The organism is Microbacterium sp. CCNWLW41 (assembly GCF_037083505.1).
The window spans coordinates 338,605-359,581 of sequence record NZ_JBAOJP010000005.1; the positions used below are offsets into that span (position 1 = coordinate 338,605).

The window sequence follows — 20,977 nt, forward strand, 5'->3', positions numbered from 1 at the left end:
CGAAGGGGTGGATCCCACCGCGCTGCGGGCGGCGGGAGTCCACCCCTTCGTCATGTCTGGAGGAGGTCAGGCACGTTCGGAGTCGAAGTCCTCGTCGTCGTCCTCGTCACCGCCGTCTTCGTCGTCGTCCTCGTCAGCGCCGTCCTCGTCGTCGAAGTCGTCCTCGTCCTCGTCGTCGTCGTCGTCGGAGTCGTCCTCGTCGTCGTCGGAGTCGTCGTCCTCGTCGTCCTCCTCGTCGGAGTCGTCGTCGTGGAGGTCGGCCAGCTCGTCGATGTCGACGCCGTCGACATCGCCGGCGTGGAGGATGGGCGAACCGTCGTCGTCGAAGTCGGCTGCATCGAGGTCGTCGACGTCGTCGAGCTCCTCGCCCTCGGCCGTCTCGTCGTCGTCATCGGCGGCCGACTCCGCCTGGGCGGCGGCCTGCGCGGCGTGGTAATCGGCCAGGCGCACGGCCCAAGGCACCCAGTCCGGCGCGATGAGCGCTCCCTCGCCGGGCAGCAGCTCGACCTCGAGAACGGTCGGCTCGGCGTCCTCGACGCGCGCGAGGCTGACGGTCCAGAACCAGCCCGGATACCCGGCGAGCCGGTTGGTGAACCGCAGCGAGACGACGCCGTCGGCCTCCATCCGGTAGTCCGCGGGCTCGCCGATCGTCGATGCCGGCGTGATCTCGCGCAGGGCCGCGAGCGCCAGGTCATGGGCCTCGAGCAGCCGCGGGTCGGGCGACGCGGGCTCCGCCGCCTCGTCAGCGGGCGCCGCCGCCTCGTCAGCGGGCTCCGCCGCCTCGTCAGCGGGCGCCGACGCCTCGGCAGCCGGCTCCGCCGGCTCGGCAGCGGGCTCGACCGGATCGACGACCGGATCCAGGAGGAAGTCGGCGTCGGGATCGATGGGATCAGGCGTCGAGCTCATCGGCCACCTTGCGCAGGACTGCGGCCACCTTCTTGGCGTGCGAGCCGCTGGGATAGCGGCCGCGACGCAGGTCGCCGCCGATGCCGTCGAGCAGCTTCACCAGGTCTTCGACGATGATCGCCATGTCGTCCGCGGGCTTGCGGGAGCGCTTGGCGAGGCTGACGGGAGCCTCGAGCACTCGGACCGAGAGCGCCTGCGGCCCGCGCTTGCCGTCGGCGATGCCGAACTCCAGCCGCGTGCCCGTCTTCAGAGCGGGAGTGCCGGCGGGCAGGGCGGTGGCGTGCAGGAAGACGTCCTGACCGTCGTCGGAGGAGATGAAGCCGAAGCCCTTCTCCTCGTCGTAGAACCTGACCTTGCCGGTGGGCATGGAAACCTCGCTGGATCGGGCGCCGCGCCCACGCGCGGCGGCATGACGAAATCGGGGTTCTGAACCCCACCCACCAGCCTAATGGCACGCCCTGGCGGCAGGCCCCACCGGCTCGGCATCGTCCCTCCGCAAGGTCAGCGCCAGCGGGTAGGCTGGAGCGGATGAGCACGAATCCCTCCGGCGACGTCCCCGTCCGCCGCATCGACCGCGTCCTGGCCTTCATGTCGCTCGGGCTGCTCGTGCTCTCTATCGTCTGCTTCTTCGCGATCATGATCGCGTCGGCCGCGGGCGCGGACTTCAGCGCCGGAATCTGGCCGCTGGTGGGCGTGCTCGTGTACATCGCGCCGATCGTGGCGTTCGGGCTGCTGCTCGCCGTGCTGATCATGAGTCTCGTCCGGAGGTCGCGGGCCAACAGAGGGGGCTGACCGGGTTGGTCTCCGACGCGCGCGCACTCGCGACACGACTCGCCGATCTCGGGGATGCCGCGCTCGCGGCGACGCTCGCGGCACGTGGCGTGTCTGCCCAGGCCGGATGGCACGACTTCTTCGACGCCGCGGAGAGCCTGCTCGAGTCCTCATCGGTCGACCGTGCGCTGACCCGCCTCGACCGCCGCGATCTCATCGCCCTGCGGGACGGGCGAAGCCGGGCCGACGGCACAGCGTCGCTCCTCGCGCTCGTCGACGCCGACGGTGCGCCGTACGCGGTGGTGGCCGAACGGGTGGCCGCCGCGGCGGCCACCTCCCCCGAGGCGTTCACCCCCGCCGCCGACGAGCGCGAGCCGGCGCCCGCCGAGCCGCGATCCTCCGCCGGGGCCGCAGAGCGGGCGTTCACGACGGCCGGCTCCCTCGCCGACGTGCTCCTCGCGTGTCTGCACGCCCCTCTCGCGCGGACGGGCGCCGGTCCGGTGAGCGCGGCGGACCGCCGCCGGCTCATGGATGCCGGGGCCATCGAGTTCTCGGACGACCTCGAGGATCTGCTGACCTCCGCCGCGGGAGCGGGCCTCGCCGTCGCGCACGACCGCGAGTGGGTCGTGACCGACCTGGGCGAGCGGTGGCTGGAGGCGCCCACTCCGCAGCGGTGGGAGGCGATCGCCGAGGGGCTGCGCGCCAGCCTGCCCGCGGGGCTGCGCACCCCGGCGGGCGGATTCGCCTCGCCCGCCTCGTGGCCGACGGCGTACCCGCTCGACCCGGACTGGCCGGCGCGCGCCGGTGAGCTCCACCGCCTCGGCGTGCGCTGGGGCCTGTTCGACCCCGCCGGCGCCGCCGAGTTCCCCTGGACGGCGGCGCTGCGCGCGGGCGACGCGGCCGACGCCGCCACGATGGCGCCGTACCTCCCCGCCGAGATCGACAGGGTGTATCTTCAGGCCGATCTCACCGCGATCGCGCCAGGGCCGCTCGCGCCCGCACTCGACCTCCGGCTGCGCTCCATGGCCGCACGCGAATCGCGCGCGCAGGCGTCGACCTACCGCTTCACCGCCGCGTCGCTCGCCGCCGGCATGACCGAGGGCGAGACGGCGGAGTCGATGCGGGCCTTCCTCGCCTCGCTGTCGCTCACCGGGATCCCCCAGCCGCTGGAGTACCTGATCGAGAGCACGGCAGCACGACACGGCATGGTGCGTGTGCGCGCCCACGAGGGTACCGGCCGCACCCGGGTCGAGAGTCCCGACGCGAGCCTGCTCGACGCCATCGCGATCGATCAGGCGCTTCGTCCGCTCGGACTCGTGCCCGACGGCGAGGCCCTCACCTCGCGCGTGGCCAGGGACGCGGTCTACTGGACGCTCGCAGACGCCCGGTATCCGGTGATCGCGCTCGATGCGGCAGGACGCCCGGAGTCGATCCACCGGCGCACCTCGGGCACGCCCTCGGAACCCGCGGCGACGGCGGAGCAGGCGTACGCACGACTCATCGCCATCCTCCGCGGCGGGCACGGCACGGACGGCGAGGCGGGGTGGCTCGAGCGCGAGCTCGAGCAGGCCGTGCGCAGCCGCGCCGAGATCATCGTGGTGGTGCGCATGCCTGACGGCGCGGAGCGCTCCTTCACCCTCGAGGCGGCCGGGCTCGGCGGCGGCCGCCTGCGCGGACGCGACCGCGCCGCCGACATCGAACGCACCCTGCCCGTGTCGAGCATCGTCAGCGTCGGCGTCGCGTGAGTCGCGGCATCCGCTTCGCCCTCCGAGCCGTCACGCCCGTCCCGCCCGGGGCGCCGGTAAACTAGCTCGTTATGGCTGACGGCCCCCTCATCGTCCAGAGCGACCGCACGGTGCTCCTCGAAGTCGCACATCCCGACGCCGAGAGCGCCCGCCACGAGCTGGCGATCTTCGCCGAGCTCGAGCGCGCCCCCGAGCACATCCACACCTACCGCATCACGCGGCTCGGGCTGTGGAACGCACGGGCCGCCGGGCACGACGCGCAGGACATGCTCGCGACGCTCGACCGGTGGTCGCGGTTCCCGGTGCCCCCGTCGGTCTCGATCGACATCTCCGAGACGGTGGGCCGGTACGGGCGTCTGGTCATCGAGCGCACCCCGGTCGCCGAGGACGGCAGCGGAGGCGAGCTGATCCTGCGATCGACGGATGCGGCGGTCCTGGCGGAGGTGTCGAAGAACAAGCGCATCCAGCCGCTGCTGATCGGCCACCCCTCCCCCGACGTCTACGTCGTCGACGCGTGGGCCCGCGGCCAGATCAAGCAGGAGCTGCTGAAGATCGGCTGGCCGGCCGAGGACCTCGCCGGCTACACGCCGGGGACGCCTCACCCCATCGACCTCGCCGAAGACGGCTGGGAACTGCGGCCGTATCAGCGGCAGGCGGTCGACATCTTCACCGACGGCGGGTCCGGCGTCGTGGTGCTCCCCTGCGGCGCCGGCAAGACCCTCGTGGGCGCGGGCGCCATGGCCGAGACGAAGACGACGACCCTCATCCTCGTGACGAACACGGTCAGCGCGCGCCAATGGCGCGACGAGCTGCTCAAGCGCACGTCGCTGACCCCCGAGGAGATCGGCGAGTACTCGGGGCAGGTCAAGGAGATCAAGCCGGTCACGATCGCGACCTACCAGATCCTCACCGCGAAGCGGAAGGGACAGTACGCCCACCTCGCGCTGCTGGACGCCCTGGACTGGGGTCTGATCGTCTACGACGAGGTGCACCTCCTGCCGGCGCCGGTGTTCAAGCTCACCGCCGACCTGCAGGCGCGGCGACGGCTGGGCCTGACGGCGACCCTCGTGCGCGAGGACGGCCGCGAGGGCGACGTCTTCAGCCTCATCGGCCCCAAGCGGTTCGACGCGCCGTGGAAGGAGATCGAGGCTCAGGGCTTCATCTCCCCCGCCGTCTGCTACGAGGTGCGCGTCGACCTGCCGGCCGGCGACCGCCTCGAGTACGCCGCCGCGGCCGACGACGAGCGGTACCGTCTCGCCGCCACGGCGCCGGCGAAGATCGGCGTCGTGCGTCAACTCGTGGAGCGGCACGAGGGCGAGCGCATCCTCATCATCGGGCAGTACCTCGATCAGATCGACGTGCTCGCCGAGGCGCTGAACGCCCCGAAGATCACCGGGCAGACGCCGGTCGACGAGCGCGAGGAGCTGTACCAGGCCTTCCGTGTGGGCGAGATCTCCGTGCTCGTGGTGTCGAAGGTCGCGAACTTCTCGATCGACCTGCCCGAGGCATCCGTCGCCATCCAGGTCTCGGGCTCGTTCGGGTCGCGCCAGGAGGAGGCCCAGCGCCTCGGCCGGCTCCTGCGCCCGAAGCAGTCGAACCACACCGCCAGCTTCTACACGCTCATCGCGCGCGACACCGTCGACCAGGACTTCGCGCAGAACCGGCAGCGGTTCCTCGCCGAGCAGGGCTACGCCTACACGATCCTGGACGCGCACTCCCTCGCGGCCTGAGCGGCCTCATCCAAGGACAGGCCGGCCCTTTTCCGATCAGACCCCGAGGAACTCGCCGATGCGCCGCGCCACCTCGGCGGGATTCTCGTCGACGACATAGTGCCCGCCGCCGGGCACGTATTCGATGGTCGTGTGCGGGGCGTCGTCGGGACTCACCTCGAGCGCATCCTTGGGGAGCAGCCCGTCATCCGCGCCGAAGAGCACCAGCGTCGGCGTGCTCAGCACCCGCCCGCGGTAGGAGCCGTTCACCGCCCTCATGAAACCGGGGAGTATCAGTCCGCGGTACAGCTTGGACGCTGCGCGGGCGCGCGCCGGATCGGCCAGCGCGCGCAGATAGGCCGCCTCGTCGGCCTCCGCCTTCGGGCGCACCTGGAAGGCGTGGAGGATGTAGTTCGCGAGCCGCTGCCGACCCCGCGACAGCAGGGCGGGCCCGAGGCCGGGGGTGGCCACTGCCCACTGGAACCAGAGGTGCGGCAGTGCTTTCATCAGCCCGAGCGCGAGCCCGCTGTTCATGCGCAGATACGGGGCGGGCACCGCGATGGCGACGTACCTCCGCACCCGCTCGGGATGCGTCAGGCACAGATCGAATCCGACGATCGCGCCCCAGTCGTGGGCGACGAGATCGACCTGCTCCAGACCCAGCTCGTCCAGCAGTGCGATGACATCGCGCTGCACCGTCTCGGAGTCGTAGCCCGAGCTCGGCGCGTCGGTCTCCCCCGCTCCTCGCAGATCCGGCGCGAGGAGCCGCGCCCGATCCGACAGCGCCGCCATGACGGGCGCCCACTCCCTGGAGCTCTGGGGGAACCCGTGCAGCATGAGCACGGGCCTTCCCGTTCCGGCCTCCGTGACGCGCATACGCAGTCCGTTCGCGGTGACCATCGACGAGCGGATGCCGGCGATATCGGTCATGCGACGAAGGTTACTACTTTCATAGTGGATTGTCACTACTTCTATAGTAGGTCGGTGTCGCCTACAGTCGGGATCATGGCATCGACACGCGAGCGAGCACTCGACGCCGCGCTCGCACTCGTCGGCGAACAGGGCATCCGGGCGCTGACCCACGCGCGCGTCGACGAGCGCGCGGGTCTGCCGAAGGGATCCACGTCGAACTGGTTCCGCACTCGCGATGCGCTCGTGGCGGGGGTCGTGGCGTGGCTCGCCGAGACCGAGCGGGCGGAGTTCGCGGCCGGCGGCACATCCCCGGTGGAGACGCCCGGCCAGCTGGTCGAGGCGCTCAGCGCCCTGATCGAGTGGCAGACGGGACCGCTCGCGAAACGCACGCGGGCCCGCTACGCCCTGTTCCTCGAGGGCGCCGGCGATGCCGAGCTCCTCGCCCCGCTCCTGGACCAGCGCCGCGCGTACGTCGAGTGGACCACGGCGATCCTCGCGCGCGTGGGGGCGAACGCGCCCGATCAGGCCGTCCGCACGCTGATGGCCGCGGGCGACGGACTCGTCCTGCACCGCGTGACGGTCGATCCGGATGCCGAGGTCCGGCCGGTCGTCGAGCGCGCGGTACGTGCGTGCCTGGACTGACGACCTTCAGCCGAGGAGCCCCTCCAGCGGCACGTTCTCGTCGCGCAGCCGCTCGCGATCCACCCGATCGCCCGAGCGGATCAGCGCCTGCACGGTCTTGGTGGTCTTCGGCACATTGACGCTCATGGCGCCCACCACCGTGTCCTCACCCACCCAGAAGGCGATGAACTGCCTCGCCTCCGCATCGCCGCGCACGACCAGCTCGGCATCCCGCATCAGCGGCGGATAGCCCGACAGCTCCATCGACACGTCGAACTGGTCGGTGTAGAAGTACGGGATGGAATCGTGGGATGCCTCGATCCCGAGCATCGATCGCGCCGCGACGGCGCCGCCCTTGAGGGCGTTGTCCCAGTGCTCGCTGCGGAGCCGACGCCGGATACCCGGGTGGAACGCGTTGGCGACGTCGCCGGCCGCGTACACGCCGGGGGCGTCGGTGCGCAGACCCGCGTCGGTCAGGATGCCGTTGTCGACGGCGATGCCGGCCTCTTCGGCGAGCGCGAGGTTCGGTGACGCGCCGACGCCCACGACGACGAGGTCTGCTGCGACCTCCTCGCCGCCCACGACCACCCCGGTGACCCGGTCGCCGCCGAGGATCCGGTCGACGCCGACGGAGGCGCGGAGGTCGACGCCGTGGGCCCGGTGGAGGTCGCGGAACACGGCCCCCATCTCCGCACCGATGGCCGAAGCCAGTGGAACCTCGCCACGCTCGAGCACCGTGACGTCGTTGCCCAGCGTCCGCGCGGTCGCCGCCACCTCCATCCCGATCCATCCGGATCCGATCACCACGAGCCGTCTGCCGCCGTCGCGCAGGTCGGCCGCGAGCGCATCGGCGTCGTCGAGCGTGCGGAGCGTCCGCACCCCGGGCAGCTCGGCGCCCTCGAGCGGGAGGCGTCGCGGCGACGACCCCGTCGCCAGGAGCAGAGCATCGAAGGCGAGCGTCGTGCCGTCGTCCAGCACGACCCGCCCGTCGCCGGGCTCCACAGCGACCGCGACGGTGCCGGTGCGAAGATCCGCCATCCCGTCGGCGTACCACTCCGAGGGGTGCAGCACGACCGCATCCGGCCCCTCGACCCCCTGCAGATACCCTTTCGACAGCGGCGGACGCTGATATGGCGGATGCCGCTCCGCGGTCACGACCGTGACGTCGCCGTCGAAACCCTCTGTGCGGAGCCGCTCCACGGCCTTGCCCGCGGCGAGCCCGCCTCCGACGATCACGAAGTGCGCCATGATGCCTCCTCAAGCACGGTCGCATCGCGCGGCGGGCCTTCGTCCCCCGTGGCCTGCGGCAGCGTGCGCGCGCGGGTCTGTGATCGCCATGCTCCCCCTGCCCGCCCGCTTGTTCAAGGGGCGCTCCTCGGTGCCGGGCGCGCGGGGAAGCCGGACTCGGGAGCGATATCCAGACATCCCATGGCATCCGCCGACATAATGAGGGCATGACCGCACCGCGCATCCTCGTCGTGGACGACGAACCGAACATCCGCGACCTGCTGATCACGAGCCTGCGATTCGCCGGGTTCCAGGTCCGCGCCGTGTCGAATGGCGCGCAGACGATCTCGGCCGTCCTCGAAGAGGAGCCCGATCTCATCATCCTCGACGTGATGCTGCCCGACATGAACGGCTTCAGCGTCACCAAGCGTCTGCGCGGAGCCGGATACACCGCCCCGATCCTCTTCCTCACCGCCAAGGACGAGACCGAGGACAAGATCACCGGACTCAACGCGGGCGGCGACGACTACGTCACGAAGCCCTTCAGCCTCGACGAGATCGTCGCACGCATCCAGGCGATCCTGCGGCGCACCATGCAGGCCGACGAGGAGTCGATCATCCGGGCGGGCGAGCTGACCATGGATCAGGACACGCACGACGTGCAGGTCGGGGACGTCTCGATCGACCTCAGCCCGACCGAGTTCAAGCTGCTGCGCTACCTCATGCTCAATCCCAACCGGGTGCTGTCGAAGGCCCAGATCCTCGACCACGTGTGGGAGTACGACTTCAACGGCGATGCCGGCATCGTGGAGAGCTACATCTCGTACCTCCGCCGCAAGATCGACCCACACTCGTCCGAGCCGCTCATCCAGACCAAGCGCGGCTTCGGCTACATGCTGAAGGCCGGCAAGACCGCCTGACGGCGGACCCGGAAACGGAGGGGCGACCTGGCTCACCAGCCCGATGCGGTCACCCGGTGGTGGCGCGGCACGAGTCTGCGCGCGAAGGTCACCGGGGTCACCGTCGCGCTCCTGGCCGTCGGCCTGTTCGCTGCCGGACTCGGCACGGCGGTCTTCCTGCGCAACGCCCTGGTCGCCAGCGTCGACGAGCAGACCCAGCAGCTGGCCGCCACCGATGTCGCCAGCACGCTCTTCGACATCGAGATCACTGCGACCGGCCCGCGGTTCACGAAGAAGACCGATGTGCCCTCCCCGTCGTACTTCGTCGCGATCTACGGTCCCGACGGCGCCTTCGAGACGAGCGCCGGCGGCAACGGCGGGCCTCCCCCCGACTTCCCCGAGGTGATGACCATCGAGGAGGTCACCATCCGCGGTGTGTCGACCTTCCCGCTCACCAACGCCGAGACCGGCAACACGTATCTCGCGAGCACCGACCTGTATCTCATCGAGAGCGTCTCGGACTACTACACGCAGCTCGTCGCGCTGCCGCTGGCGCCCAGCAACCAGATCGTCGCCCAGTACATCGGCATCTACGGCATCCTCGCGCTCGTCATCCTCGTCGTCGGCGCGGTCGCCACCCGCTACCTCGTCACCCTCACGTTCCGCAGCCTCGGTCAGGTCGAGTCGACCGCCGACGCGATCGCGGCGGGCGACCTCAGCCAGCGCATGACGGACATCGAACCGACCACGACCGAGGTCGGCAGGCTCAAGACCGCCATCAACGCGATGCTCGATCGCGTGGACAGCGCGATCTCGCAGCGCGATGCCACGGTGCGTCAGATGCGGCGCTTCATCGGCGACGCCAGCCACGAACTGCGCACGCCGCTGGTCACCGTTCGCGGGTACGCCGAGCTCTATCGCATGGGCGCGGTGCGCGGCGAGGACGACGTCGCCCAGTCGATGGACCGCATCGAGAAGGAGGCCGTGCGCATGGGCCTGCTCGTCGAGGACCTGCTCGCGCTGGCGCGTCTCGACGAACGGCGCGACGTGATCATCGCTCCCGTCGACCTGCGACCCATCGCCCGTGACGCCGCTCTGGATGTGCGGGCCGCCTCCCCCCGACGCCCGGTCACCACGATCGACACCACGATCGTGGAGCCCGCGCTCCCACCCGACGAGGAGGACGACGCCGTCAACCCCGACGCGAAGCGGCGGACCGGCGGCCCGTCGGCGATCTCGCGGGCAGGCGCGACGCTGTCGCTGCTGCGGAGACGCCCGAAGCCCGTCCCGGCCTCCAGCGCGAACGGGTCCAGCGAGATGCCGTCCGTGCTGCCCGAATCGGAGCCTTCGCCGCGCGCCGGCGCCCTCGCGCCGATCGTGCTGGGAGACGAGAACCGCATCCGGCAGGTCGTCACGAACCTGCTCGGCAATGCGCGCCGCTTCACGCCGGAGGACTCCCCCATCGAGCTGCGGGTCGGCATCGACGCACGGGCGCACATGGGCTGGATCGAGGTCGTCGATCACGGCGAGGGGGTGCCCGACCAGATCAAGGAGAAGATCTTCCAGCGCTTCTGGCGCGCCGACACGTCGCGCACGCGCGAGACGGGCGGCTCGGGCCTCGGGCTGTCGATCGTGGCGTCGATCGTCGAGGCGCTGCACGGCTCGGTCGGGGTCGTCGACACCCCCGGAGGCGGAGCGACCTTCCGCGTGTCGTTCCCGCTGGCCGACATCCGCGACGCCGCCGAGCACCTCGATACGCCGACGCAGCCGCTCGCCCGCCTCGCCGACGCCTCGGAGTGACGGGGCTCCTCCCCATCCCGGCCCCGCGACGCCCGATGCACAGATGAGGGCGGATGCCGCACATCCCCCCGTGCCGCGCGCTTAGCGTTGCGGGCACGGCGGGTTCGGCATCCGGCCACCGCACATCGATCAGGAGCACCCATGGCCGTCTTCACCGTCGACAGCGACACCATCCTCGCCTCCACCACCTCCGTGCGGGGCACGATCGACCGGCTCCAGGCCGAATCCGACGCGATGCTGGCCCAGCTGACGCAGCTGCAGTCGTCGTGGACGGGAGCGGCGTCCGCCGCCTTCGCGGGCGTCGTCGAGCAGTGGCGCGCAACCCAGCGCCAGGTGGAGGAGTCGCTGGCGCAGATCAACGCCGCACTGGCGTCCGCCGCGCGCCAGTACGCCGACACCGAGCTCGCGGCGACCAGCATGTTCCGCTGACCCCCGGAGAACACAGAACGGCCCCTCCAAGCGGAGGGGCCGTTCTGTGGAGACGCTACGCGGTCGTGGACGTGGTCAGAAGTCCATGCCACCGGTCGGGTCGCCGGCCGGGGCCGCGACCTTCTCGGGCTTGTCGGCGACGACGGCCTCGGTCGTGAGGAACAGACCGGCGATCGACGCGGCGTTCTGCAGCGCCGAGCGGGTCACCTTGGCGGGGTCGATGATGCCCTGCGCGAACAGGTCGCCGTACTCGCCCGTGGCGGCGTTCAGGCCGTGACCCGCGGGGAGCTCCGACACCTTGTTCGCCACGACGCCCGGCTCGAGACCGGCGTTGAGGGCGATCTGCTTCAGCGGAGCCTCGATCGCGACACGCACGATGTTGGCGCCGGTCGCCTCGTCACCCGTCAGCTCGAGGGCGTCGAGCGCCTTCTTGCCGGACTGGATCAGGGCGACGCCACCACCGGGGACGATGCCCTCCTCGACGGCCGCCTTCGCGTTGCGAACGGCGTCCTCGATGCGGTGCTTGCGCTCCTTCAGCTCGACCTCGGTGGCCGCACCCGCCTTGATGACGGCCACGCCGCCGGCGAGCTTGGCAAGACGCTCCTGGAGCTTCTCGCGGTCGTAGTCGCTGTCGGTGTTGTCGATCTCGCGGCGGATCTGGGTCACGCGACCCTCGATCGCAGCGGCGTCGCCCACACCCTCGATGATCGTGGTCTCGTCCTTGGTGACGATGACCTTGCGCGCACGGCCGAGCAGGTCGAGGGTGGCGTTCTCGAGCTTGAGACCGACCTCCTCGGTGATGACCTGGCCGCCGGTGAGGATCGCGATGTCCTGCAGCTGCGCCTTGCGACGGTCGCCGAAGCCGGGAGCCTTGACGGCGACCGACTTGAAGATGCCGCGGATCTTGTTGAGCACGAGCGTCGCGAGAGCCTCACCCTCGACGTCCTCGGCGATGATGACGAGCTCCTTGCCGTCCTGGATCACCTTGTCGACGACGGGCAGAAGGTCCTTGATGTTCGAGATCTTCTGGTTCGCGATGAGGATGTACGGGTCCTCGAAGACGGCCTCCTGGCGCTCCGGGTCCGTGACGAAGTAGGGGTTGATGTAGCCCTTGTCGAAGCGCATGCCCTCGGTGAGCTCGAGCTCGGTGCCGAAGGTCTGCGACTCCTCGACGGTGACGACGCCCTCCTTGCCGACCTTGTCGATGGCCTCGGCGATGAGCTGGCCGATCTCCGGGTCAGCGGCCGAGATCGACGCCGTGGCGGCGATCTGGTCCTTGGACTCGACCTCCTTGGCGGACTCGAGCAGCTCGGCGGTGATGGCGGCGACGGCCTTCTCGATGCCCTTCTTGAGCGAGATGGGGTCGGCGCCGGCTGCGACGTTGCGCAGACCCTCGCGCACGAGCGCCTGAGCGAGGACGGTCGCGGTGGTCGTGCCGTCACCGGCGACGTCGTCGGTCTTCTTGGCGACCTCCTTGACGAGCTCCGCGCCGATCTTCTCGTACGGGTCGTCCAGCTCGATCTCCTTGGCGATCGAGACACCGTCGTTCGTGATCGTGGGGGCGCCCCACTTCTTCTCGAGCACGACGTTGCGACCGCGCGGGCCGAGCGTCACCTTGACGGCGTCGGCCAGGATGTTGAGGCCGCGCTCGAGGCCGCGACGGGCCTCCTCGTCGAAAGCGATGATCTTTGCCATGTGTGTGTCGTCCCTCCGGAACGTTGGCTTTGGGAATTAGCACTCAATGAAGACGAGTGCTAAATCATTCTGGCACTCGACCCTACCGAGTGCAAGCCGCAGGAAGGGGATGCCGAAACGCAGAGAGACGGAGTGCCGTGAGGCACTCCGTCTCGGGTGTCGTCAGCGTCGGGCGCTGAGCCGAGGGCTCAGACGACGCGCACCGCCTCGGCCTGAGGACCCTTCTGACCCGCCCCGACCGTGAACTCCACGGTCTGCCCCTCCTCGAGCACGCGGAAACCCGTCATGTCGATGTTGGAGTAGTGGACGAAGACGTCCTGGCCGTCGGCGACGGTGATGAAGCCGAATCCCTTCTCGGCGTTGAACCATTTGACGGTGCCCTGGGTCATGCGTTTCTCCTGTTGCCGGCGTTGCTGGGCTTCATCGTATGCAGGCGCGCGGACGCCGATCGGGCGATTCGTCACTTGTTGACACGCCGGCACACAAGTGTTTACCGGCGCGAAACACACTCCCGCGCGAGCGCTGCAGAGCGGTGCGCGTCAGGGTGTGGGGGCGGGCGTCTGTCCTGCGGCCGTGCGGTCCAGGCCGACGACGACGGTCAGCTGCGGCGTGTCGGGCGAGGTCGACGGGTACGCGTCGCTCTGCTCGATGGCGGCGCCCCCGATGACCTCCGCCAGGCCGGCGGCCGCGGCCTCGTCGGCGGCGGCGCTGTAGAAGACGGTGGTCGTCGGAAAGTCCTCGGAGCCCGCCTCTCCCGCCGTCACGGCATCGTCGGCCCACCCGGCGGCGACCACGACGTCCTTCAGCTGGGTGGCGAGCCCCTGCTCGGGAGTCGCGTTGAGGATCATCACCGCGTAGGTCGTGTCGACAACCGGTGTCACCTCGGGAACCGGCTCGACGGTCGGCACCGGGGTGGGTGCCAGCTCGATGCGGCCGGAGGCGATCAGGGTGCCGAAGATGCCGACTGCGATAAGCACGAGGGTGGCCAGCGCGGCCCACAGCAGCACGACCCAGCCCCGCATGCGCGGGTTCTCCGCCCGGTGCGCGCCGACGCGGTCCGTCTCCGGCACGTCGTCGAAACGATCGCGGGGGAAGCTCGTGGTCGGCACCCGACGATGCTACCGGGCGAACGCGGGGTGTTCAGGACCGGCGGACCCGCGACCCCGCCGGGCGATCAGCGGGCGTCGGCGGCGCGCGCCGCGCGGTCGTGCACCCGCGCGTCCCGCAGGCGCCGCAGGCGCTTCACCAGCATCGGGTCGTGCTCCTGCGCGTCGGCCGTGTCGATCAGACGGCCGAGCAGCTGGTAGTAGCGCGCGGGTGAGATGCCGAGGTCGGCCCGGATCGCCTCCTCCTTGGCCCCCGCGTGGCGGCGCCACTCCGCCTCGAAGTCGAGGATGGCGCGGTCGCGGTCGGTCAGAGGCACGCGTCCACGCTAGCCCGCGGCATCCGTCTCTCCGTGGCGCGACGCGCGCCAGCGCACGAACGCGCCGAGCGGATCGACGGCGGCGAGCGCGCGGCCGTCGACGCCGAGGACGAACCCGCCCCAGGTCGCAGGGTCGACGGCAGGCTGCCACGCCCAGGATGCTGCGGAGTGCAGGCCGGGCGGGTCGATCGTGACCCAGACGGCGTCCAGCCCCCGCACGGTCTCGACGAGGCGCTCGCGCTCCGGGCGGGCGATGTGGGGCAGCACGCCCGGCGTGGTCACCACGAGCGTCGCCTCCGGCGGCGCGAGGGCGGCGGCGGCGCGCAGCGTGTCGGGGTCGGCGGCGTCCCCGGCGCGCAGCAGCGGAGGGTCGGCGGCGACGATGTCGAGCGCGGCGAGGATCCTGCCGCCGCGTCCGCGCTCCCCCGGCCAGACGAGACTCGTGAGGAAGCGGCGGTCCGCAGGGTCGCCGGCGTCGAGCGGCTCGAGATCGAGGCCCGCGCGCCACACCACGTCCGGCATCCGCAACGGCACGTCGCCGGTGACCTCGCAGTCCAGCACCACGGTCGACGGTCCGTCGACCGGATCGAGCGCCACGACCGCCCCTTCGGTGCGGTATCGGTAGGAGTAGCGGTCCGGGTACAGGCAGAGCCCCGCGCTCGCGCCGACCTCGAGAAGGGCGATCGGGCCCTCGACGGCCGCGAGCGCGGGAAGGAGCGCCGCGCACCGCTGCGGCTCGTTGGTCTGCAGTCGGCGACGGGATGCCTCCGCCACGACGGTGTCCGCGTGCACCTGCAGCCACTCCGCCCAGGCGGGGAACCCCGCTTCCGGGGCGCCGAGCATGCGGCTGACGGCGAAGACGAGGGGCGGCTGTCGCCGCGTCGCAGGGATCCGGGCGAGGACGGCCGCCGTCGCGGGGTCCGCGGCGACGCCCGCCGCCCACTGGGCGTACAGCGCGGAGCGGCCGGGCGCCTCGTCTCGGGCGAACCGCGCGTATCGCTCCGCGACGTCGGCCGCATCCTGGTCCCGGTTCTGGTCCGCCACCCCGCCATCCTGGCGGATCGGCGGATGCCTCGCAGTTCTGGGGGTTCCCCCAGCGGGCACCGACCGCGCCTCGTCATGCTGCGGAAGAATGGACTGCGTGCCGCATCCGCGGCAGAGGAGGGACCCATGACCTACGCCGTCGACAAGAGCGACGCCGAGTGGCGCGCCGAACTGACCCCCGAGCAGTACGCCGTGCTGCGAGAAGCCGGGACGGAGCGACCCTGGACGGGTGAACTGCTCGATGAGAGCCGTGCCGGCCTGTACACGTGCGCGGCGTGCGGCGCCGAGCTCTTCCAGAGCGGCACGAAGTTCGACTCGCACTGCGGCTGGCCGAGCTTCTACGAGTCGATCCGGCCCGAGGCGGTCGACCTCATCGAGGACCGCAGCCACGGCATGGTGCGCACCGAGGTGCGCTGCGCGAACTGCGGCTCGCATCTCGGACACGTCTTCCCCGACGGCTTCGGCACGCCGACGGGCGACCGCTACTGCATGAACTCGATCTCGCTGAACTTCACGCCGGGCGACGGTCCGGTCCAGGCCTGATGCCCGGCGCCCTCGATGCCGCTCTCGCGCGGCGCTCGTGGTCGAAGGTCACCGACGAGGCGCCGACGCACGAGCAGCTGCTGGAGCTCGTGGCCGCGGCGGGCCGCGTCGCCGACCACTCTTCGCTGCAGCCGTGGCGGATCATCGAGCTGCGCGGCGACGACAGAGAGCGGCTCGGCCGTGCGATCAACAAGGCGCAGGGCGACAAGGGCGTCTCGTCCAAGCCGCTGCGCGCCCCACTGCTCGTGGCGGTCGTCGCGAGCTATCGCAAGAGCCACAAGGTGCCGCGATGGGAGCAGGAGGCGGTGGCCTCCGGCGTCGCCCACATGCTGAGCCTGCTGCTCGACGAGGCCGGCTGGGGCGTGATCTGGCGAACCGGGCACTACACCCGCGCGAAGGCGGTGGCCAAGGCGCACGGCCTGAAGAAGAACGAGGAGCTGCTGGGCTGGCTCTACGTGGGAGGCAAGCCCCGCACGTCGCGTCCCGAGCGGCGCAAGACGGTGGACGCGCGCAGGCTCGTCACCCGCATGCCCTGACACGGATGCCACGCCCCGCCGCGCCGCTCACCAGGCCGGCGGAGGCATCCGCTCAGCAGAAGCCGGCCATGCCGCGCCACGCGGGATGATCGCCGTCGGCGCCCTCGCGCAGCACCGCCGCCTCGATGAGCCCGTACGGACGGTCGGCGGGAAAGAAGACCTCGCCGGGGTTGTCGAGCCCGAAGGGACTGAGGTCCACGGCGAAGTGGTGCAGGTTCGGCATCGACAGCCGCACCTCGTCGATCTCGGAGTGCGCGGCCAGGGTGTGCCGTGCCATCTCGAACAGCGTCTGCTGGAGTGCCAGCGAATGCGTCTGGGCGAAGGTCTCCAGCAGGACCCGGCGCACGTCGGCGTACGTCTGGTCGAAGTCGACGTCGAGTCGGTTGTACCGCCATCGCGCTCTCACGCGGGTCGCCAGCACGCGATCGGTCACGTCGGCCAGCGTCGTGAAGCGGTCCCGCGGGAAGCCGCGGAACTCCGACCCCGTCGTCTTCAGGAGGGCGAGGTCCTGCAGTCCCGCGACGACCGTCTCGTCGCGCCCGTCGATCGTGACCACCGCCACGCGGGTCTCCGTCCCGCCGCGGACGAACGAGTGCTCGTGCCCCTCGCCGCCCACCGGGATCCGGCTCCACGCGGCCTGCTCCGCCTCCCATCGCCCGCCGCTCACCCACGGGAAGCTTCCCGTGAAGTGACGGCCCAGCCGCAGCAGGAAGGCCTCCGGCGATCCGACGTCGTCGCGGGCGAGTGCGTAGACGGTGTTCTTCTGGGTGTCGGTGGCTACGATCCGCGCGTTGTCGCCGCGGACGTGAGCGGCTTCGAAGTCCCCGCGCAGCTGCGAGGTCACGGTGAGATCGGTGATCTCGTGGCGCGGGGTCGCCCGGTCGATGCGGACGAGCCGCACCTCCGCCTTGCCGTACTGGTTGGCACCGAGGACGAACGCGCTGTCCTCCATCTCAGTTCCCGCGATACGTGGAGTACGAGAACGGGCTGATCAGCAGGGGCACGTGGTAGTGCTCGTCGGCGTCGGCGACGCTGAAGTCGATCGACACCGCCGGGTAGAACGTCTCCCGCCCGGAGGCTGCGAAGTAGTCGCCGATGGCGAAGGACAGCCGGTACGCGCCCGGCTCGAGCCGCTCGGGTCCCAGCTCGGCGACGCGCCCGCGCTCGTCGGTCACGTCGGCGGCGATCCCGACGCCGTCGCCCGTGGCGAGGGAGACGCGGACCCCGGAGGCGGGTCTGCCGGTCGAGGCATCCAGGACGTGGGTGGTGATGTGGCTCATGCGGTGAGGATCCCTTCCATCCGGAGGGCGGCGATCTGCCGGAGCTGCTCGGCGATCACCGGGATCTCCTCGGCTTCGGAATGCGTCAGTCGTTCCTGCAGCGCCTCGAGGATCTCCTCGGCGCTCCGACCGGCTGCACGGATGAGGAACACGCGTGAGAACGTCGCCTCATACGCCCGGTTCCCGGCGGCGAGCGCCGCGGCGACATCGGCGGACGCCGTCCCGACGCCGGCCTGCTCGGCACGCGACAGTGCGGCCTCGGCATCCGCGCCGCCCGCCTGCTCGCCGATCCGCGGATGACGTGCCAGCGCGCGGTCGATCTCGGCCGTCGTCCAGGGCCGCGCCGCCGTGCGGGCGGACTCGACCGCCGCCGCGAGGTCACGGTACGGGCGGCCGGCGACGACGGCGTGCACCCACCGATCGATGTCGAGGCACGGTCGCAGCAGCTCGGCCGCCGACCGCGCGTCGAGCCGGTTGAACTCCTCGAGCTCCATCGCCCGCCCTTCGCCGTCTCACGAGCCATCGTGTCGCGGCGGCGGGCCTGCGTCCAGCATCGCGGGAAAGGGATCCGGCGCGACGAGGAGCGGATCGCGGCGCGGCGCCTCAGGCCGCGAGCTGCGCGCGGAGCCGGTCGACGTGCCCGTTCGGGTCGACGCCGTACTCAGCGGACTCGATCGTTCCGTCGGGTGCGAGCACGAAGGTCGAGCGGATGAGCCCGATGCGCTCCTGGCCCTTCACCACCTTCGGTCCCCACGCACCCCACGCCTCGGCGACGGCGTGGTCCTCGTCGGACAGCAGCGGGAACTCGAGCCGCTCGGCCTCGGCCCACTCCGCCAGCCGCTCGACCGAGTCCGGCGAGATGCCGACGACCGCGACCCCTGCTGCCTGCAGCGAGGCGAGGTTGTCGCGGAAGTCGCAGGCCTCGGTGGTGCAGCCCGGGGTGAACGCGGCCGGGTAGAAGTACACGATGAGGCGGCGCCCGGCGAAGTCCTCCGGCCGGACCGCGGCACCGGTGGAGTCGGGCAGCGCGAAGCCCGGATTCGGTGCGCCCTCGCTCAGCCGATTGCCTTCAGTCATGTCGTACGTCCCTTTCGCTCTCTGCTCGGTGGCGGCTCACGACGTCGGGTGGACGCCGAACGCGAGAGCCAGCTTCTCGATCTTCTGCGCACGGCCGAGACGCGGCAAGTCGCTGCCGTCGCGGATGACGCGCCCGCGGCCCTCGAAGTCGGCGAGGAAGTCCAACGCCCACTCCACCTCGCTCGGCGTCGGGCAGATCACCTCGTTGATGACGGGCGCCTGCTCGGCGGCCAGGCACAGCTTCCCCGTCATGCCCATCGACACCGTGATCGCGGAGTGCTCGCGCAGCGTCGGCATGCTGGTGCCCACCGTCGGCCCGTCGATGGGACCGGGGAGGTCGCCGACGCGGCTGGCGACGACCAGACGGGCGCGCGGGTACGCCATCGCCTCGGCATCCGCGCTCATGCCCGTGTCGCGGCGGAAGTCGCCGCTGCCGAACGCGAGCCGGAAGGCGCCGCGTGCGCGGGCGATGTGGGCGGCGTCCTCCATGCCGATCGCCGACTCGATGAGGGCGACCACCGGCGCGTTGCCGCCGAGCCGGTCGAAGGAGCTCGTCACCTGGTCGGGCGACTCGGTCTTGGCCAGCATGACGCCCAGGAGCGACGGGATGCCGGCGAGCGCTGCGAGGTCGTCCGACCAGAAGGGGCTCGCGGCGTCGTTGACCCGCACCCACGCCCGTCCCCCCGCCCGCAGCCAGTCGACCACGTCCGCCCGGGCCTGCGGCTTCTTGCTGGGGTCGACGGCGTCCTCGATGTCGAGTACCACCGCGTCGGCCCGCGACGCCGCCATGTCGTCGAATATGTCGGGACGGGTGCCGGGCACCAGCAGCCAGGACCGGGCGATGGCGGGGTCGACGGCACGGTGGCGTCCTGGACGCGTCGCGACCGGCCTGCGGAGGTCGGTGTCGGCGTCGAGGAGGTCGGGGCCACCGCCGTAGGGATCTGCGGACATGTCACTCTTCTTCCGGGCTTGTCGGTCTGCGGTCAGGCGACCGCGGACTCGGCGCTCACGCGGCGCCGCGGCGCAGCAGGCGTCCGCCGGGCTCGGCGAAGTCCACGCGCCGCCCCCGCACGAACGTCTCCCGCACGACGCCCGACAGCGTGCGGCCGTCGTACGGGGTGAGGGGGTTCCTGTGGTGCAGGCGGTGGACGTCGACGACGAACTCGCTGTCCGGTGCGAACACGACGAGGTCGGCGTCGAAGCCGAGCGCGATGCCGCCCTTTCGGGCAAGACCCGCCAGGGCCGCCGGTCGCGCCGACATCCATTCCACCACCTTCTCGAGTCGGATGCCGCGCCGCCGCGCCTCCGACCACACCAGCGGCAGTCCCAGCTGCAGCGATGCGATGCCTCCCCAGGCCGCCGCGAAGTCGCCGTCGTCGACGTGCTTGAGGTCGACGGTCGAGGGCGAGTGGTCGCTCACGACCGCGTCGATCGTGCCGTCGGCGAGTCCGCGCCACAGCCCCTCGCGGTTGGGCGCCTCGCGGATCGGCGGGCAGCATTTGAACGCGGTCCCGCCCTCGGGGATCTCCTCCGCGACGAGCGTCAAGAAGTGCGGGCACGTCTCGACGCTGAGGCGGACGCCCTCGCGCTTCGCGCGCGCGAGCATCGGGAGGGCGTCCGACGACGACAGGTGCAGGATGTGGGTGCGCGCGCCGGTGCGGCGGGCCAGCCGCACCACATCGGCGATCGCGCGGTCCTCGGCGGCGCGAGGACGTGACGCGAGGAAGGCGCCGTAGCCGGTGCCCACGGCGGCGGGTGCCTGCGCGAGGGCGTCGGCGTCCTCGGCGTGGACGATGAGCAGCGAGCCCAGGCGGGCGGTCTCGGCCATGGCGCGCTCCATCTCGCGGGCGTCCAGCGGGGGGAACTCCGCCACGCCCGACGGTGCCAGGAAGCACTTGAAGCCGAACACGCCCGCGTCGTGCAGCGACGCGAGATCGCCGGTGTTGCCCGGCACCGCTCCGCCCCAGAATCCGACGTCGACGAAGACCTGACCGGCCGCCGCGCTGCGCTTGCGCTCCAGCGCGGGGACCGAGACGGTCGGCGGCACGCTGTTCAGCGGCATGTCGATGATGGTGGTGACCCCTCCGGCGGCCGCCGCCTTCGTCGCCGTCTCGAATCCCTCCCACGCCGTGCGCCCGGGCTCGTTGACGTGGACGTGCGTGTCGACGAGTCCGGGAAGGAGCACCTCGTCCTCGCGCAGCGTGACGAGTCTTCGGCCGGGGAGCGAACGCCCCAGCGGCTCGATGGCGGCGATCGCCCCGTCGTCGACGCCCAGCTCGCAGGCTCGGACGGCGCCGCCGACGAGGACGCGCCCGCCCCGCACGACGAGGTCGTACGTGTGCTCGTCGAGATCCGTCACG

General features: G+C 71.4%; 24 protein-coding genes. 9 read left to right on the forward strand and 15 right to left on the reverse strand.

Going from position 1 to position 20,977, the window contains the following annotated elements:
* Positions 1-66: 66 nt before the first annotated feature.
* Positions 67-906, reverse strand: coding sequence for a DUF3027 domain-containing protein (locus tag V6R91_RS19950; protein WP_336396661.1), 840 nt, complete (start codon positions 904-906; stop codon positions 67-69).
* A complete protein-coding gene (locus V6R91_RS19955) occupies positions 890-1,273 on the reverse strand; it encodes a cold-shock protein (RefSeq protein ID WP_336396662.1) in 384 nt (127 codons plus the stop codon). Before V6R91_RS19955 ends, V6R91_RS19950 begins: the two co-directional genes overlap by 17 nt.
* Before the next feature lie 161 nt (positions 1,274-1,434).
* Here V6R91_RS19955 and V6R91_RS19960 point away from each other — a divergent pair, with 161 nt between their 5' ends.
* The 3 genes from V6R91_RS19960 (at position 1,435) to V6R91_RS19970 (ending at position 5,152) form a co-directional block, all read left to right on the forward strand.
* Positions 1,435-1,698, forward strand: a complete 264-nt coding sequence (locus V6R91_RS19960) for a multidrug ABC transporter ATPase (protein ID WP_336396663.1) — start codon at positions 1,435-1,437, stop codon at positions 1,696-1,698.
* A gap of 5 nt (positions 1,699-1,703) precedes the next feature.
* Positions 1,704-3,422 (forward strand): helicase-associated domain-containing protein, encoded by a 1,719-nt coding sequence (locus tag V6R91_RS19965; RefSeq protein ID WP_336396664.1) that lies wholly within the window; start codon positions 1,704-1,706, stop codon positions 3,420-3,422.
* A gap of 71 nt (positions 3,423-3,493) precedes the next feature.
* Positions 3,494-5,152, forward strand: a complete 1,659-nt coding sequence (locus V6R91_RS19970; protein WP_336396665.1) for a DNA repair helicase XPB — start codon at positions 3,494-3,496, stop codon at positions 5,150-5,152.
* A 36-nt stretch (positions 5,153-5,188) separates the two neighbouring features.
* Here the strand turns inward: V6R91_RS19970 and V6R91_RS19975 are convergent, their stop codons facing one another.
* Entirely contained in the window at positions 5,189-6,061 is an 873-nt protein-coding gene (locus V6R91_RS19975; protein WP_336396666.1) for an alpha/beta fold hydrolase, read from the reverse strand.
* Positions 6,062-6,136: 75 nt separating this feature from the next.
* Here V6R91_RS19975 and V6R91_RS19980 point away from each other — a divergent pair, with 75 nt between their 5' ends.
* The gene (locus tag V6R91_RS19980) at positions 6,137-6,685 is read left to right on the forward strand and encodes a TetR/AcrR family transcriptional regulator (RefSeq protein ID WP_336396667.1); all 549 of its coding nucleotides are present in this window, start codon (positions 6,137-6,139) and stop codon (positions 6,683-6,685) included.
* Positions 6,686-6,691: 6 nt separating this feature from the next.
* Here the strand turns inward: V6R91_RS19980 and V6R91_RS19985 are convergent, their stop codons facing one another.
* Positions 6,692-7,912 carry an NAD(P)/FAD-dependent oxidoreductase gene (locus V6R91_RS19985; protein WP_336396668.1) on the reverse strand — a complete coding sequence of 407 codons (1,221 nt, stop codon included), beginning with the start codon at positions 7,910-7,912 and terminating at the stop codon, positions 6,692-6,694.
* Between the two features lie 206 nt (positions 7,913-8,118).
* Here V6R91_RS19985 and V6R91_RS19990 point away from each other — a divergent pair, with 206 nt between their 5' ends.
* The 3 genes from V6R91_RS19990 (at position 8,119) to V6R91_RS20000 (ending at position 11,019) form a co-directional block, all read left to right on the forward strand.
* Positions 8,119-8,811 carry a response regulator transcription factor gene (locus V6R91_RS19990; RefSeq protein WP_336396669.1) on the forward strand — a complete coding sequence of 231 codons (693 nt, stop codon included), beginning with the start codon at positions 8,119-8,121 and terminating at the stop codon, positions 8,809-8,811.
* 282 nt (positions 8,812-9,093) lie between these two features.
* Complete coding sequence (locus V6R91_RS19995) at positions 9,094-10,590, forward strand: sensor histidine kinase (protein ID WP_336396670.1); 1,497 nt, start codon at positions 9,094-9,096, stop codon at positions 10,588-10,590.
* A 141-nt stretch (positions 10,591-10,731) separates the two neighbouring features.
* Positions 10,732-11,019 (forward strand): WXG100 family type VII secretion target, encoded by a 288-nt coding sequence (locus V6R91_RS20000; RefSeq protein ID WP_336396671.1) that lies wholly within the window; start codon positions 10,732-10,734, stop codon positions 11,017-11,019.
* A 75-nt stretch (positions 11,020-11,094) separates the two neighbouring features.
* Here the strand turns inward: V6R91_RS20000 and groL are convergent, their stop codons facing one another.
* From groL to V6R91_RS20025, 5 genes are all read right to left on the reverse strand, one after another.
* The gene (groL, locus tag V6R91_RS20005; protein ID WP_336396672.1) at positions 11,095-12,714 is read right to left on the reverse strand and encodes a chaperonin GroEL; all 1,620 of its coding nucleotides are present in this window, start codon (positions 12,712-12,714) and stop codon (positions 11,095-11,097) included.
* A 188-nt stretch (positions 12,715-12,902) separates the two neighbouring features.
* Positions 12,903-13,103 carry a cold-shock protein gene (locus V6R91_RS20010; RefSeq protein ID WP_336396673.1) on the reverse strand — a complete coding sequence of 67 codons (201 nt, stop codon included), beginning with the start codon at positions 13,101-13,103 and terminating at the stop codon, positions 12,903-12,905.
* Between the two features lie 150 nt (positions 13,104-13,253).
* Entirely contained in the window at positions 13,254-13,823 is a 570-nt protein-coding gene (locus V6R91_RS20015; protein ID WP_336396674.1) for a LytR C-terminal domain-containing protein, read from the reverse strand.
* A 65-nt stretch (positions 13,824-13,888) separates the two neighbouring features.
* On the reverse strand, positions 13,889-14,137 hold the full coding sequence (locus V6R91_RS20020) for a DUF3263 domain-containing protein (RefSeq protein WP_336396675.1): 249 nt from the start codon (positions 14,135-14,137) through the stop codon (positions 13,889-13,891).
* Positions 14,138-14,146: 9 nt separating this feature from the next.
* A complete protein-coding gene (locus V6R91_RS20025; RefSeq protein WP_336396676.1) occupies positions 14,147-15,181 on the reverse strand; it encodes a DUF2332 domain-containing protein in 1,035 nt (344 codons plus the stop codon).
* Positions 15,182-15,307: 126 nt separating this feature from the next.
* Here V6R91_RS20025 and msrB point away from each other — a divergent pair, with 126 nt between their 5' ends.
* Both msrB and V6R91_RS20035 read left to right on the forward strand, forming a co-directional pair.
* Positions 15,308-15,724: a peptide-methionine (R)-S-oxide reductase MsrB gene (gene msrB / locus V6R91_RS20030; protein WP_336396677.1), complete on the forward strand. Its 417-nt coding sequence runs from the start codon at positions 15,308-15,310 to the stop codon at positions 15,722-15,724.
* Positions 15,724-16,260 carry a nitroreductase family protein gene (locus V6R91_RS20035; protein ID WP_336396678.1) on the forward strand — a complete coding sequence of 179 codons (537 nt, stop codon included), beginning with the start codon at positions 15,724-15,726 and terminating at the stop codon, positions 16,258-16,260. The genes msrB and V6R91_RS20035 overlap by 1 nt, the downstream gene beginning before the upstream one ends.
* Before the next feature lie 52 nt (positions 16,261-16,312).
* Here the strand turns inward: V6R91_RS20035 and pucL are convergent, their stop codons facing one another.
* The 6 genes from pucL to allB form a co-directional block, all read right to left on the reverse strand.
* On the reverse strand, positions 16,313-17,212 hold the full coding sequence (gene pucL, locus V6R91_RS20040; RefSeq protein WP_336396679.1) for a factor-independent urate hydroxylase: 900 nt from the start codon (positions 17,210-17,212) through the stop codon (positions 16,313-16,315).
* A gap of 1 nt (position 17,213) precedes the next feature.
* A complete protein-coding gene (uraH, locus tag V6R91_RS20045; RefSeq protein ID WP_336396680.1) occupies positions 17,214-17,540 on the reverse strand; it encodes a hydroxyisourate hydrolase in 327 nt (108 codons plus the stop codon).
* Positions 17,537-18,034: a 2-oxo-4-hydroxy-4-carboxy-5-ureidoimidazoline decarboxylase gene (uraD, locus tag V6R91_RS20050; protein ID WP_336396681.1), complete on the reverse strand. Its 498-nt coding sequence runs from the start codon at positions 18,032-18,034 to the stop codon at positions 17,537-17,539. The genes uraH and uraD overlap by 4 nt, the downstream gene beginning before the upstream one ends.
* A 109-nt stretch (positions 18,035-18,143) precedes the next feature.
* The gene (gene bcp / locus V6R91_RS20055) at positions 18,144-18,617 is read right to left on the reverse strand and encodes a thioredoxin-dependent thiol peroxidase (RefSeq protein WP_336396682.1); all 474 of its coding nucleotides are present in this window, start codon (positions 18,615-18,617) and stop codon (positions 18,144-18,146) included.
* Between the two features lie 36 nt (positions 18,618-18,653).
* Positions 18,654-19,568, reverse strand: a complete 915-nt coding sequence (locus V6R91_RS20060; protein ID WP_336396683.1) for an HpcH/HpaI aldolase/citrate lyase family protein — start codon at positions 19,566-19,568, stop codon at positions 18,654-18,656.
* Between the two features lie 55 nt (positions 19,569-19,623).
* Positions 19,624-20,976, reverse strand: coding sequence for an allantoinase AllB (gene allB / locus V6R91_RS20065; protein ID WP_336396684.1), 1,353 nt, complete (start codon positions 20,974-20,976; stop codon positions 19,624-19,626).
* Position 20,977: the final 1 nt, after the last annotated feature.